General features: G+C 74.0%; 15 protein-coding genes. 8 read left to right on the top strand and 7 right to left on the bottom strand.

Annotated elements, in window-relative coordinates; all coding sequences use genetic code 11:
- Nucleotides 1–55: 55 nt before the first annotated feature.
- Nucleotides 56–904, bottom strand: coding sequence for a methyltransferase domain-containing protein (locus tag ACZ69I_RS05155; protein WP_470830519.1), 849 nt, complete (start codon nt 902–904; stop codon nt 56–58).
- Nucleotides 905–1,050: 146 nt separating this feature from the next.
- On the opposite strand from ACZ69I_RS05155, the gene ACZ69I_RS05150 reads away from it, so the two are divergent.
- Nucleotides 1,051–2,178, top strand: a complete 1,128-nt coding sequence (locus ACZ69I_RS05150; protein WP_470830518.1) for a magnesium and cobalt transport protein CorA — start codon at nt 1,051–1,053, stop codon at nt 2,176–2,178.
- Nucleotides 2,179–2,196: 18 nt separating this feature from the next.
- On the opposite strand, the gene ACZ69I_RS05145 is transcribed toward ACZ69I_RS05150, so the two are convergent.
- Nucleotides 2,197–2,631: a CBS domain-containing protein gene (locus tag ACZ69I_RS05145; protein ID WP_470830517.1), complete on the bottom strand. Its 435-nt coding sequence runs from the start codon at nt 2,629–2,631 to the stop codon at nt 2,197–2,199.
- 146 nt (nt 2,632–2,777) lie between these two features.
- Entirely contained in the window at nt 2,778–3,419 is a 642-nt protein-coding gene (locus ACZ69I_RS05140) for a nucleoside/nucleotide kinase family protein (RefSeq protein ID WP_470830516.1), read from the bottom strand.
- Nucleotides 3,420–3,616: 197 nt separating this feature from the next.
- Between ACZ69I_RS05140 and ACZ69I_RS05135 the strand changes: the two genes are divergently transcribed.
- The 5 genes from ACZ69I_RS05135 to ACZ69I_RS05115 all read left to right on the top strand — a co-directional run bounded on the left by ACZ69I_RS05135 (nt 3,617) and on the right by ACZ69I_RS05115 (nt 9,857).
- Nucleotides 3,617–4,096: an anthrone oxygenase family protein gene (locus tag ACZ69I_RS05135; protein ID WP_467667918.1), complete on the top strand. Its 480-nt coding sequence runs from the start codon at nt 3,617–3,619 to the stop codon at nt 4,094–4,096.
- 105 nt (nt 4,097–4,201) lie between these two features.
- Complete coding sequence (locus tag ACZ69I_RS05130; RefSeq protein ID WP_470830515.1) at nt 4,202–5,692, top strand: glutamate synthase subunit beta; 1,491 nt, start codon at nt 4,202–4,204, stop codon at nt 5,690–5,692.
- 239 nt (nt 5,693–5,931) lie between these two features.
- Entirely contained in the window at nt 5,932–8,085 is a 2,154-nt protein-coding gene (locus tag ACZ69I_RS05125; protein ID WP_470830514.1) for a PEP/pyruvate-binding domain-containing protein, read from the top strand.
- Entirely contained in the window at nt 8,082–9,035 is a 954-nt protein-coding gene (locus tag ACZ69I_RS05120) for a hypothetical protein (RefSeq protein WP_470830513.1), read from the top strand. Before ACZ69I_RS05125 ends, ACZ69I_RS05120 begins: the two co-directional genes overlap by 4 nt.
- Before the next feature lie 90 nt (nt 9,036–9,125).
- Nucleotides 9,126–9,857, top strand: coding sequence for a protein-tyrosine phosphatase family protein (locus ACZ69I_RS05115; RefSeq protein ID WP_470830512.1), 732 nt, complete (start codon nt 9,126–9,128; stop codon nt 9,855–9,857).
- 72 nt (nt 9,858–9,929) lie between these two features.
- On the opposite strand, the gene ACZ69I_RS05110 is transcribed toward ACZ69I_RS05115, so the two are convergent.
- Together ACZ69I_RS05110 and ACZ69I_RS05105 are read right to left on the bottom strand one after the other, a co-directional pair.
- On the bottom strand, nt 9,930–10,250 hold the full coding sequence (locus ACZ69I_RS05110) for a DUF397 domain-containing protein (protein ID WP_467667928.1): 321 nt from the start codon (nt 10,248–10,250) through the stop codon (nt 9,930–9,932).
- A 2-nt stretch (nt 10,251–10,252) separates the two neighbouring features.
- A complete protein-coding gene (locus tag ACZ69I_RS05105; protein ID WP_467667930.1) occupies nt 10,253–11,113 on the bottom strand; it encodes a helix-turn-helix domain-containing protein in 861 nt (286 codons plus the stop codon).
- 159 nt (nt 11,114–11,272) lie between these two features.
- Here ACZ69I_RS05105 and ACZ69I_RS05100 point away from each other — a divergent pair, with 159 nt between their 5' ends.
- Both ACZ69I_RS05100 and ACZ69I_RS05095 read left to right on the top strand, forming a co-directional pair.
- Entirely contained in the window at nt 11,273–11,773 is a 501-nt protein-coding gene (locus ACZ69I_RS05100; RefSeq protein ID WP_467667932.1) for an ATP-binding protein, read from the top strand.
- Nucleotides 11,774–11,839: 66 nt separating this feature from the next.
- Nucleotides 11,840–12,265 carry a hypothetical protein gene (locus tag ACZ69I_RS05095; RefSeq protein ID WP_467667934.1) on the top strand — a complete coding sequence of 142 codons (426 nt, stop codon included), beginning with the start codon at nt 11,840–11,842 and terminating at the stop codon, nt 12,263–12,265.
- Nucleotides 12,266–12,469: 204 nt separating this feature from the next.
- On the opposite strand, the gene ACZ69I_RS05090 is transcribed toward ACZ69I_RS05095, so the two are convergent.
- Together ACZ69I_RS05090 and ACZ69I_RS05085 are read right to left on the bottom strand one after the other, a co-directional pair.
- Nucleotides 12,470–12,649 (bottom strand): hypothetical protein, encoded by a 180-nt coding sequence (locus tag ACZ69I_RS05090; protein WP_467667936.1) that lies wholly within the window; start codon nt 12,647–12,649, stop codon nt 12,470–12,472.
- A 141-nt stretch (nt 12,650–12,790) separates the two neighbouring features.
- Complete coding sequence (locus tag ACZ69I_RS05085) at nt 12,791–13,474, bottom strand: DUF899 domain-containing protein (RefSeq protein ID WP_467667937.1); 684 nt, start codon at nt 13,472–13,474, stop codon at nt 12,791–12,793.
- Between the last annotated feature and the right edge of the window lie 78 nt (nt 13,475–13,552).

Raw genomic sequence — 13,552 nt, 5'->3', positions numbered from 1 at the left:
CGCACCGACGCCGCGCACCGAAGCCGGGCACCGGAGCCGCACCCCACCCCGCCCCTTACGCCTTCCTCCCCCACGTGGAGATCAGGGGCGGCGCCGCCAGGTCCAGCGTGCCCGTCGCCGCGTTCGCCACGTGGTGGTCGATGTCCTCGGACGTGGCGAGGCCCGCCGCGAGCAGCTCGGGCCTGAGCTCCTCGAGCGTCGCCGTCTCCAGGTCCGCGCAGGCCAGCGACGTGAGCGGGAAGTACACGTCGGACTCCACCCGGTGCAGGCCCGCCTCGCGCAGCAGCCGGGGCAGTCCGCGCCCGTACGCGACGTCCGCGCCGCGCTCCGCGTAGAGCGAGCGCACCGCGTGGCGCAGCCGGTTCGCCAACTCCTGGGCGGGGCCGTGCTCGTCGGGGCAGGCCAGCGGCTGGAGCGCCGGGTCGGGCTCCTCGATGAGCAGTCTGCCGCCGGGCCGCAGCGCCCTGAGCATCGACGCGAGGGCCTGCTCCTGGTCGGACACGTCGGTGAGGACGAGGCGCGCGTGCACGAGGTCGAAGCCTCCGCCGGGCGGCGGCTCGGCGGCGACGTCGTGGATCCGCACTTCGAGGGGCGAGCGCGCGGCCCGCGTCTGCCATGAGATGTCGACGTCGGTCGCCAGGACCCGGCCGGTCGGGCCGACCCGCTTGGCGAGCCAGGAGATCACGGAGGTGCCGCCCGCGCCGACCTCCCAGCAGCGCCAGCCGGGGCCGATGCCGAGACGCTCGACGTGCCCGAACGTCGTGGGGTCGAAGAGGGCCGCGAACGCGTCGGAGCGCGACCGCGCCAGGGAGTGCCGGGAGTCGGAGAGCTGCCGGTGGTCGGAGAGCTGGCGGGGACCGGCGTACCGCCGGGGGTCGAGGAGATGACCGTCGATTTGCGTCATGCCCCGATCATCCCAGTTGTCCCGCTTGCTCCCGGGAGGCAGAACCGGGCAATCCGGAACGGAGTTCTCCGTTCCCCCAGGCCTTGGCAGGGCGTACGAGCGCCCTGGCAGACTGGCACGCCACGTCTTCGGTGCGAGGAGCCCACATGTCGATGGCAGGCAATCTGCGCAAGGTCACACGCCTGCGCAAGGTCGGTGGCCTGCGCAGGGTCGCCCGCCTGGGCCGCCGCGGCACCCGCGTCGACCTGAGCCACCCGGCCCGCTCGCCGCTCGGCTCGTCGGTCGTCAACTGCGTGACGTACCGGGAAGGGGTGCGCCAGCCGTCGCACCCCGACCTGGTCGAGGCGGTGGAGCGGGTCCGCAGGAGCGGCGACGGCTTCGTCTGGCTGGGGCTGCACGAGCCGACACAGGACGAGTTCGCCGACATCGCCGACCTCTTCGGCCTGCACCCCCTCGCGGTGGAGGACGCGGTCCACGCCCACCAGCGCCCCAAGGTGGAGCGGTACGACCAGACGCTGTTCGCCGTGTTCAAGACCGTCTGCTACGTGGAACACGGCGAACTGACCGCGACCAGCGAGGTGGTGGACACCGGCGAGATCATGGTCTTCGTCGGCCGGGAGTTCGTCATCACCGTCCGGCACGGCAGGCACGGCTCGCTCGGCCCGCTGCGCGAGGAGCTGGAGGCCTCGCCCGAGCAGCTCGCCCAGGGGCCCGCCGCGGTGCTGCACGCCATCGCCGACCAGGTGGTCGACGACTATCTCGCGGCGACGGACGCGGTGCAGTCGGACATCGACCAGGTGGAGACCGAGGTGTTCGCCCCGGACGGCGAGCGGACCGACCCGGGCCGCATCTACCAGCTCAAGCGCGAACTGCTCGAACTGAAGCGGGCGGTGGTGCCGCTCGGCCGCCCGCTCCAGGTACTGGCCACCCAGCCGATGCGGCTCATCGCCCCGCAGATACAGGCCTATTTCCGGGACGTCGACGACCACCTGAAGCGGGCCACCGAACAGATCGCCGCCTTCGACGAGTTGTTGAACTCGATCCTCCAGGCGCACCTCGCGCAGGTGACCGTCGCGCAGAACGAGGACATGCGGAAGATCACCGCATGGGCGGCGGTCGTCGCGGTGCCGACGATGGTCTGCGGGATGTACGGCATGAACTTCGACCACATGCCCGAGCTGCACTGGCAGTTCGGCTATCCGATCGTCATGTCCCTGGTCGTGGCGGCCTGTTTCGCCCTGTACCGGGGCTTCCGCCGCAACGGCTGGCTGTGAGGCCCGGAGCCCGAAGCCTCAGCCCCGGCCCTGGGCGCCCTTCGCGTAGACGCTCTCGACCCACCCGGCGAGCTGGTCGTCGGTGAGGTGGGTGGCCAGGTCGGCCTCGCTGATCATGCCGACCAGCCGCTTGTTCTCGATCACCGGCAGCCGTCGGATCTGGTGGCCCTGCATCTCGCGCAGCACCTCGTCGACGTCGGCGTCCGCGGCGATCCAGCGCGGGGTGCCCTTGGCCAGGTCACCCGCGGTGATGTGCGCCGGGTCGTGCCCCATGGCCACACAGCCGACGACGATGTCGCGGTCGGTGAGGATGCCGCAGAGCCGTTCGTTCTCGTCGCTGATGGGCAGCGCGCCCACGTCGAGCTCGCGCATCAGCTGGGCGGCGCGGTCCAGGGTCTCGTGCTTGGGGATCCACTGAGCACCCCGGTGCATGATGTCTCCGGCGGTGGTCATCACTACCTCCCGTGGCCGGGCAGTGTCCGGAGCGGCGCGGGGGCGCCGTTGGTCCCGGCGCCCCTCATTCTCGCGGCGCCCGCGACGGCACGCATCCGGAGGCCGCTCCCGGCGGTGTGCGGGGCGCGGGTGGAGCGGGGCAGGGCTCAGCCGCTCCACGCCGGGTGGCGCGGGTCGTCCGCCCGCACCACCACGTCCGCCGCGGCCGCGGGGTCCACCTCGTCCTCGTACCGCTCGAACGCCGGCAGGGTCCACCGCTCGCCGTCCGGTGTGCGCCGCCGCAGGGCACCCGGCGAGAGCCGCACGTGCACGGTCAGGTCGAAGGGGAACCAGTGGCCGAGGAGCAGCGGGCCGTGCAGCAGCAGCGCCCCGCCGGGCGGCAGGCCGACGTACGGGCTGCGGGTCGCGCGGTCGGCCACCGGATCCCAGAGGTCCGGCAGGACCCGCCCCGTACCGCCGGGGTCGAGCGGTCCGAGGACCTCGCGCCACAGCGCGCCCGTGTCGAACCACCCGCTGTAGTACGCCTCCACGTCCTCGCGGCCGTATTCGAGCCGCAGCGAGGCGGGCCGCAGGAACCCCTCCGTACCGACCACGAGCGCGTCGCGTCCCCGCAGGCGCAGGGCGTCGCCCACCCGGCGCGCCAGCTCGCCGGTACCGCCGGCCGGTGCCCCGTCGAAGGCCACCCGCGGCCAGGCGCCGCCGTCGCCCCGCTTCAGGTCGAGCAGGCGGTCGGCGAGGGTGTCGGCCAGCCGTTCCCAGGTGATCGGTTCGAGTCGCACCCGCCCCATGATGCCGGGTGGCGGGCACGGGCGGAGAGGGCGGCGCAGGGGAGGGCGGGCCTCGCGCAGGGACGTCGGGAGCCGGTGCGAATTGACTTGTGGTGAGGCGGCGGCGCACTGCACGATCTATGGCTCGCGGTCCCGCCCGACACCGCCGCCCGCCACACCTGTCAGCGGCAACCGGCCAAGCCCCCACGGGAGTTGTCATGATCGACGGTCCGTACTTCGTGCTCACCGTGCTCGGGGCGCTGGCCTGCGGCCTCGTCGCCGGGGTGTTCGCCGCGTTCTCGACCTTCGTCATGAAGGGCCTGGCGGAGCTGCCCCCTGCCCAGGGCATCGCCGCGATGAACCGGATCAACGCCACCGCGGTCACCCCGCCGTTCATGACGGTGTTCCTGGGGGCGACGGGGCTCTGCGCGGTGCTCGCCGTGGTGACGTTCGTGCTCTGGCCGCAGGACGGCACCGTCGAGCTGCTGACCGGCAGCGCGCTGTACCTCGTCGGCTCGTTCGGGGTGACCGTCGTGGCGAACGTCCCGCGCAACGACGACCTCGCCGCGGTCGATCCGGACAGCGCGGAGGGCGCCGCGTACTGGAGTACGTACGTGCGCCAGTGGACCGCGTGGAACCACGTCCGCGGTGCCGCCTCGCTCGCCGCGACGGCGTGCTTCATCCTCGGGCTGACCTGAGCCGACGCCCTCGGGCCGACCCGGGCCCGGCCGCCCCGAGTGCCGGGCGCCACGACCCGACGTATGGTGACAAAAAGCCTGCGCACGGCCGCAAGGGAGACGGCGATGGCCGACCCCAAGGGCTTCCTCACCACCCCCCGGCAGGACTGGCCGCGCCGCCCCGTCGAGGAGCGGGTGCGGGACTGGGACGAGGTGTACGTCCCCGGCGCGCTGCTGCCGCTCGTCGAGCGGCAGGCGGACCGCTGCATGGACTGCGGGGTCCCGTTCTGCCACCAGGCGTGCCCGCTCGGCAATCTGATCCCCGAGTGGAACGAGCTCGTCTCGCGCGCCGACTGGCACGCCGCGGCGGAGCGGCTGCACGCCACGAACAACTTCCCCGAGTTCACCGGCCGGCTCTGCCCCGCCCCCTGCGAGGCGGGGTGCGTCCTCGCCATCAACCGGCCCGCGGTGACGATCAAGAACGTCGAGGTCGCCGTCGCCGACCGCATCTGGGCCGACGGTCTCGCCGCGCCGCACCTCCCGGAGCGCCACTCCGGCAAGAGCGTCGCCGTCGTCGGCTCCGGGCCCGCGGGCCTCGCCGCCGCGCAGCAGCTGACCCGCGCGGGACACACCGTCGCGGTGTACGAGCGGGCGGACCGGCCGGGCGGGCTGCTGCGGTACGGCATCCCCGCCTTCAAGATGGAGAAGCACCATCTGGAGCGCAGGCTCGGCCAGTTGACCGCCGAGGGCGTCCGCTTCCGCACCTCGACGGAGGTGGGCCGGGACGTGGGAGCGGCGGAGGTGCGTTCCGGTCACGACGCGGTGGTGCTGGCCGTCGGGGCCACGGCGTGGCGGGACCTGGACGTGCCGGGGCGGGAGTTGGCCGGCATCGAGCAGGCCATGGCGTATCTGCCGCTCGCCAACCGGGTGTGCGCGGGGGACCTCGACGTCTCGCCGCTGAGCGCCGCAGGCCGGCACGTCGTCATCGTGGGCGGCGGCGACACGGGGGCCGACTGCCTGGGCACGGCGGTCCGCGAAGGGGCGGCGTCCGTCACCCAGCTGGACATCTACGCACGCCCCGGCGAGGCGCGCGACGAGGAGGCGGAGCCGTGGCCCACGTACCCGAAGATCTACCGGCTCACCCCGGCGCACGAGGAGGCCGGGCAGCTGCGGACCGCGCCCGCCGCGGACGCCGACGCACGGCTGTTCGCGGCGTCCACGCTCCGTTTCAGCGGGGACGCGGCGGGACACGTGCGGGCGCTGCACCTGACGGAGGTCGATGCGGGGCGGCGACCGGTGCGCGGCACGGAACGGATACTTCCGGTCGACCTGGTGCTGCTCGCGCTCGGCTTCTCCGGGCCCGAGCGTCCGCCGGGCGGCCTGCTCGACCAGCTCGGTCTCGAGCTCGACGGGCGGGGCGCGCTCGGCCGCGACGCGCGCTTTGCGACGGACACCCCCGGCGTGTTCGCGGCAGGCGACGCGGCGCGCGGCCAGTCGCTCGTGGTCTGGGCCATCGCGGAGGGCCGCGCGTGCGCCGCGGCGGTGGACCGCTGGCTGACCGGCTCCACCCGGCTCCCGTGCCCGATCTCGCCGCACGACCGACCCATGACGCTGTGACGTCGGGGCGGCACCGTGGCCACTCCCCCGTGGCCGGAATGAGAACGCCAACTCGCCTGCGCACTACGGGAATACGAACGGCGATGGGATCGTTGCCCGAGACGGCGTGACGCCTGCCGGACCGCACCGCGCGCACCGCGGCCCTGCGGACGCCCCGCCGAGATCCTTCGTTCCGCCGTCAGGCGCAGGGCCACCCCCGCGCGTCCCCCCTGTAGGCGGCCGGTCCTGGAGGGTGCCCGATGACGACGTTGCACGAACACCCCTCATCCCGCGCCGTGCCCCCCGCGCCCGCCCCGCTGCACCTGGACGATCCACGGGCCGCGCTCCCCCACCTCGCCGGCTCCAAGGCCGCGCACCTCGCCCGCGCCACCCGCGCCGGGCTCCCCGTGCTGCCCGGATTCGTCCTCCCGTCCGACTCTGCCGCCACCGGCGAGGACGACGCACTGCGCCGGGCCTGGGGCGAGCTGTCCGGCGAGGGTGCCCGCCCCCTGGTCGTGCGGTCGTCGTCCCCGCAGGAGGACACCCAGGAGTCGTCCCTGGCCGGCCAGTTCGCGTCCGTGCTCGACGTGCGCGGCTGGGCGGACTTCCGTACGGCGGTACGCGCCGTCCTCGACTCGGCGCGCAGGCCCGACGGCACGAAAGCCCCGATGGCGGTCCTCGTCCAGCCGATGCTCGCCGCGCGCGTCGGCGGTGTGCTGTTCGGCGCCGACCCCGTCGAGGGGCGGGCCGACCGGATGCTGGTGAGCGCGGTGCGGGGCGGCCCCGACACGCTCGTCAGCGGCGAACAGCCCGGCACGAACCACACGTTGAGCCTCCGCGGGCGCGTCCTGCGCACCGAGCCGCCCGGCGCCGAGCAGGTCCTGACGGCGGCCGAGCTGCACCGCTTGGCCCGGCTCGCCCGGCGCGCCCGCAAGGTGTTCGGCGGGCCGCAGGACGTCGAGTTCGGGTTCGACGGGGACGGCCGCCTGTGGCTGTTCCAGAGCCGCCCCATCACGGCCATGGCCGCCCGGCCGCGGCGCGGCGCCCGCCTCCTCGGCCCCGGACCCGTGGCCGAGACCCTGCCGGGCCGACTCCAGCCACTGGAAGAGGACTTGTGGATCGCCCCGATGGCCCGCGGGCTCGCCGCGGCGCTCGACATCGGGGGCGCCGCGCCGCGCCGCGTGCTCCGCGCGACGCCGGTGGTCACCGTGGTCGGCGGATACGCGGCGGCGGACCTGCGGCTGCTCGGCGCCGCTCCGCCGCCGCACCGCTGGCTCGCGCTGCTCAATCCGGCGCCGAGCGCGCGCAGGCTCGCCGCGGCGTGGCGGATGGGGCGGCTGACCGCGGCGCTGCCGGGCCTCGCGCTCGACCTCGCCGCGGACGTCGACCGCCGCCTCACCGAGACGCCCGCCCCCGCCGACCTCCCCGCGCCCGCCCTCGCCACCACGCTCCGCTGGACCCGCGCCGCCCTCGTCTCCCTGCACGCCCAGGAGGCCCTGTGCGGGGCGCTGCTCCCGGACCCCGGCACCGGCACGGCGGCCGGTGCGGCGCTGGCCGCGCTCGCCCGCGGCCGGGCCGCGGGCCTGCCCGACGAGCGGATCGTGGCGACGGACCCGGTGGTGCTCGCGCTGGTTCCGCCCGGCCTCCACGGGGACGTACGCCTGCCCGAGGCGGTCACGGCGCACGGCACGCCACCGGCGCATGCCACACCCGGCGCGCTGCCACCGCGTGAGGCCCTGCGGCTGCGGATCCGCTGGACGCAGGAGCTCCAGGTACGGCTGGTCCGCGAGGCCGCGCGACGGCTCGTGGAGCGGGGCGCGCCGCTCGGCGACGCGGGCCGGGTCGCGCTGCTGCGCTGGGACGAGCTGCTGGGCGCGCTGGCCGGCGTGCCGCTCCCCGGTGACGTGGGGGAACGGCTGCCGCGGTCCGCGTCCGCGCCGCTGCCCGACGCGTTCCGGCTCGCGGAGGGCGCTACGGGGAGCGGCGCCGAGGGCGGCACGGTGGTGGCCGAACGGCCGGCGCGCCGCCGCCGCTTCGCCAAAGGGGCGGCAGGCGGCGAGGCGGCCGCGGGATACGGCGGCCGGGGCGTGTCCGGCGGCCGGGCGTCCGGCACCGCGTGGGACGGCACCGGCGTACGGCCCCCCGACGCCGTCCTCGTCGTCCGCACCCTCGACCCCGCACTCGCTCCCCTGCTGCCCGAACTCGCGGGCCTGGTCGCACAGACCGGCAGCCCGCTGTCCCATCTGGCTCTGCTGGCACGGGAGTTCGCCCTGCCCACCGTGGTCGGCGCCACGGACGCGGTACGCCGCATCCCGCCCGGCAGCCGCCTCACCCTGGACGGCACGACGGGCCAGGTACGCCTGGCGGACGCCCCGCTGCCCGTGGCCGGGGCGGGGCCGGAGGTGTCGCGATGAGGCGGCTCGCCTACCTCTTCGGCGGGGCGGCCGCCGCGGGCGCCGCCGTCTACCTGGTCGTCTACCTGTACCGCTGGCAGTGGCAACGGGCCATCCTGTGCGGGGTACTGCTCCTGGTCGTCGAGGTGCTGCTGCTCGGCGTGGCCCTGCTCGGGCGCCTGACGCGCCTGGCGGAGCGCATCGAGGCCCGGCCGCACGACGGCCGCCCGTACGGGTCCGACCCCGGCGAGGCGGACCGGCCACCGCGGCAGGACCTCCTCGTGCGCCTGCGCGAGGACCCGCCCGGGCGGGCGGGCGGCGCCCGGTTCCGCTGGCTGGACGACCCGGGCAGCCGTAGTTATGTCTTCGTGCCGGTGCTCATGGTGGCCGGGGTGCTCCTTTCGGGGCTCGCCTGGCTCGTGCAGCGGCTCGCCGCCGCGACCGCGCGGCCCGTCGCCGAGCGGCGGCTCGCGGGGCGGCTCGCCGTGCTCGCGGCCCCGCCCCCCGGCACGGGGATCGAGGACCTGCCCCCGGTGCCCGGCCGCGACCGGCGGCGCACGGTCAGGTTCCTCGCCGTCGCCACCGTCGGCGCCGCACTGCTCGCCGGGCTCGTCGTGGGCCTCGCCGAGCTCACCCAGACCCGCGAGGGCCACGCGGACGAGTCGGCGGCGACGTCCGTGCTCCTGCGCGTCGAGATGCGCGGCGGCGACGCCACGCCCGAGCGCCGCACCCTGGCCGCGCACCAACTCTGGGAACGCTGCCGGGACTCCACCTCCGCCCCGCTGCGCCACGCGGCGCTCGGCACCCTGGACGACGACCTGTACGCGGGCGTCGTACGCCCCGCCCTCACCGACCACGACCGCATACGGCTGCGCGGCTGCCTCGAGGACACGGAACTGGACAAGGCACACCTGACGGTCCTCGGCATCGGCGACACCGACGCCGATGACGACGACCCCGCCGACAGCTGATCCCGCACCACCGCCGCGGATCTTCAACTCCCTTTTACCCGGGGCCCGTTACCCTTCGAGTACACCCGCCTCCTATCCCCGGGTCTCCCCATGGCCGTAGCCCCCGCCGCTCCGTCGTTCCCGCTGCCCGCTCCGCAGCCCACTCCCCCACCGCCGTTGCGCCGCCGTCTGCGCCGCGCCTGTCTGCGCGCCCTGGCCGGGTGCGCGCTCGGGTATCTCGCGCTCTGGGCCACCGGGTCCCTCGGGATCCTCGCGCTCTCCGACTGGGCGCGGAGCACCGGCGCCCAGCCGCACGGCTCCCTCCGGGCGGAGGGCATCCACCACTTCCGGCCGGTGGACTCCGGCGGAAGGCTGTGGCGCGGGGCCGTGCCCTCGACGGAGGGGTACCGCAGCCTCGCGCGCCTGCGCTTCACGACCGTCGTCGACCTGCGCGCCGAGGACCTGACCCCGGCGCAGCGCGACCAGCCGAGCCGGGCGGGGCTGCGCGTCGTGCGGCTGCCGATCCGGGACGGGCAGACCCCGGAACCCGCCCAGGTCGGGCGCTTCCTGCGGGTCGTGCGCACGGCGCCGGGCCCGGTGTTCGTGCACTGCGGCGCGGGCGTCGGGCGGACGGGGACGATGGCCGCGGCCTATCTCGTCCGTACGGGTGAGGACTCGTCGCGACGGGCCGCGCTGCGCAACCTCGCGGTCGGCCCGCCCTCGGTCGAGCAGATCTACTACGCGCTGCGCCTCGACCGCGACCGGGTGCACCGGCCGCCGCTGCCGGTGATCGCGCTGAGCCGCCTCGTGGACGCGCCGCGCAGGATGTGGTCCTGGGTGTGAGCGGGACGTGCCCTCCGCCCCGGCCGCGGAAGTGGGAGTGGAAGTGGAAGTGGAATCGTGGAAGTGGAGCGGTCAGGACAGCAGGAAGTCCGCCTCGCCCGCTTTCGCCCCCTGGATGAACGCGGTGATCTCACTACGCGTGTAGATGAGCGCGGGGCCGTCGGGGTCGGTCGACTGGCGCACGGCGACGCGGCCGTCGGCCAGTTTCATGGCCTCCAGGCAGTTGCCGCCGTTGCCGCCGCTCCACGGCTTGTACCAGCCCTCGGTGCCGAGGTCGCGGGCGGGCATGCCGTTGTAGATCCGGGATTCCGTGCGGGCCTCGCTGCGTGAGTCGGCGCGGCCGCCCGGCGAACGCGGACCGGCAGGGCGCGTTCCGGCTCGATGTCGGTCCATTGTCACTGCTCCTTGCGGAGGTCCCGGAGGATCTCCTTCGTGCGTTGTGCGGTGGCGGCCTGCGCCGCCATGCGGTCCATGACCTCCAGGTGAGTGGCCACCTCTTTGCGCGCGTCCAGGTAGACGGCGCCGGTCAGGTACTCGCTGTAGACCATGTCGGGCAGTTCCGCCATGGCGAAGCGGAAGAGCACGAACGGTCCGTACGTCCCGGGGTGCGGGCCCGCCGCGAAGGTCGCGATCTGCAGAGTGACGTGGGGCATTTCGGCCGCTTCGAGCAGCCGGTCGATCTGATCCCGCATCACCTGCGGATCGCCCACGGGTCTGCGCAGGGCGGTCTCGTCCATCACCACCCAGAGGCGCGGCGCGTCCTCACGGGTGAGCAGCGACTGGCGCTCCATGCGCAGCGCCACGTACCGCTCGATGTCGGCGGGCCGGGTCTGGCCGATGGCGCCGGAGTGCATCACGCCGCGCGCGTACTCCTCGGTCTGCAGGAGCCCCGGTACGAAGTGGGGCTCGTACGACCTGATGAGGCTCGCGGCGCCCTCCAGGCTGACGTACATGCTGAACCAGCCGGGCAGGATGTCGTGGAACCGCTGCCACCAGCCGGGCTTGTTGGCCTCCTCGGCGAGCGTCACGAAGGCCTCGGACTCGTCGTCCGCGACGCCGTAGGACTTCAGGAGCAGCTGGAGGTACGGGATCTTCAGCGCGACCTCGGCCGTCTCCATGCGCCGGATGGTGGCGGGGGCGACGCGCAGGATCTTCGCGGCCTCCTCGCGCTTGAGGCCCGCGCTCTCGCGCAGGTCCTGGAGGCGGCGACCGAGAACGACCTGGCCGACGGTCGGCGCGGACCGCGGTTCGCTCACGTCTGCTACCTCCACCTGACTGGCGCGTTGCCTCGACCCACACCGCACCGCGAGCCGTAGCGAGCAGTGTGCCATGCGCCGTCACGGAGGAACACGCCACTGTGCACATTTCAGAGTGGCCCTTGCCAAGGTGTTCTGGGCGGGGCGATAGTGGAGAGCGTGACTCCGCCCGCGCCGTTACGAACCGAAGCCACCGAAGGCCGTCCTGGCGATATCGCCGAGGCGTGGCCCGAGGGCGCCGAGGTCTGCGTCAGTTTCGCCCTCGCACCACGTCCCGGCTCCGTCGCACAGGCCAGGCGCCTGATGCTGGAACAGTTGGACGGGTGGGCGGTGCGCGACGACGACGCCTGCGACGCGGCGGCACTCGTACTCTCCGAATTGGTCACCAACGCCGTGGTGCACACCGCGAGCAGGCGGATCATCTGCGAGCTCTGCGCAGATCCGGAGAAGCTGCGGATAGCCGTACGTGACGAAGGACGCGGGTCAGGCATGCCGCGTCCGGTGCACAGGGGGGCCGATGAGGAGCACGGGAGGGGACTGCTTCTTGTCGATGCGGTGAGCAGCGCGTGGGGCGTCCACGACGCGGGGCCCGGTACCGGGCTCACGGTGTGGGCGGAGTTGCCGAGGGAGACGTCGGTGTCGACGCCGGCGTGTGCGTAGAACGGAACGAACGAACGTGGCAGTGATGCGGGCGGGGGGCATGTGAGCGCGGGTACGGTACGGCCGTTGGACCTGAACACCTTGGTGCGTCTGTCGCGGCAACGACAGCGCGCCGGGCGGCCGTCACCGACCTCGCCACTCCCGCGGCTCGATCTGCCCGAGGGCATGACCGAGCCGCTCGGCTGCGACGCGGTGGCGGTGCCCGCGGCCTTCGGGCCCCGGGTGATGGCACGGCTGCCCCGGGTCGGCTGCGTGTACGAGGACGGGGCGCGCTGGTGGTGGATCGTGCCCGCGGACTCCGACGTCGCCATGGAATGGCCCGCTCCGGTCGCCTATTCGGCGGGAGCGGTGGTGCGGGACGCCGACTGCCGTCCGGTGCTGATCAATCGTCCTCCGGACGACGTTCCCTATACTCCGCCGATTCCGCTGTATCTGGCGTTGTGCCGGGTCACGGGGACTACTCCGGGGTGGTCCCGGGCCCTCAGCGCGTAGGCGCTCCGCTGGGTTGGGCGGCATTTCGGTGGATGTTCGGGTGCGGGTGGGTGGGGGCTGGGCGCGCAGTTCCCCGCGCCCCTGAACGCGCTGGCGCGCAGTCCCCGCGGCCCTGAACGTGCTGGCGCGCGGTTGCCCGCGGCCCTGAACGTGCTGGCGCGTGGTTCCTCGCGGCCGGGCAGGGGCCCTTGCGGGCCCTTTCCGTTATGCCGCGGCCGGGAGTGGGGCCGGGACCGTCACCAAGAAGGTGTCCGTGGCCAGGTCCATGACCACCTGGGCGTTCTGGCCCTCCTCGCGGCGGGCCCGTGCGAACTCCTCCGCGGGCCACGATCCGCGCGGTCCGCCCGCGGGAAAGCGCTCCAGCACCGTTCGTCCGTTCGTCATCGTCCCTGTCCCCCGTGTCGTTCCGTGCGCAGTCCGAAGACTCTTACCGAGGAGAACGCTCGGGACGGCCCCCGGGGATCGCAACGTGACCGAACTGAGACGGAGTTGGGGGACATCCCAGGGTTCCCCCGGAGGAGCGGCTCAGTCCTCGTACTCGTCGTGGTACCGCACTCGCGCGCTGCCCGCGGGCGCCCCGAACACCGTCGCCCGCCCCTCGGGCCGCTCCCACTCCTCCTGCCGGCCGAGCGCGGTGAGGTCGAGCAGGCTGGTGGTGGAGCCGAGGCCGTCCAGGCCGCGGGCGAACGTCGCATACGTGTGGAAGACGCGGTCGCCGTACCGCAGGAAGCAGTTGATGCCGGGCACGTCGCGCGGCTCCTCCGGGAACGAGGCCAGGAAGTCGTAGTTGAAGTCGCCGCCGTTCGTCGAGTACCAGGGCACGGTCCAGCCCATCCGGGCCTTGAAGGCAAGGAGCTTGGTGAACGGGGCGCGCGACACGGCGACGAAGTTCGTGGCGCGGGCCCGCAGGTGCGAGAGGTGCCCGATCTGGTCGAGGAACCCGGAGCAGCTGCGGCACCCCGCGTCCCACTCCGGGGCGAACATGAAGTGGTAGACGATCAGTTGGTCCTTGCCGTCGAAGAGATCGAGCAAGGTCGCCTTCCCGCCGGAACCGTCGAAGAAGTACTCCTTGTCGACCTCGACCATCGGCATCCCGCGCCGCTCGGCGTTGAGCGCGTCACGGGCGCGGGTGGCGGCCTTCTCCTTGGCCAGCAGTTCCTCACGCGCGGCGAGCCACTCCTCACGCGTGACGATCTCCGGAAGTCCCATGGCGTCTCCTCCACCCTTCGGGCACGTACGTCTGCGAAGGGTGGACCGGTGGGGTCCGCGGAACTCATCGCCGACGGG

This window comes from Streptomyces sp. NPDC036815 (assembly GCF_055609205.1).
Note: the sequence above shows the minus strand (reverse complement) of the source record. Positions and strands in the feature narration are given on the sequence as shown.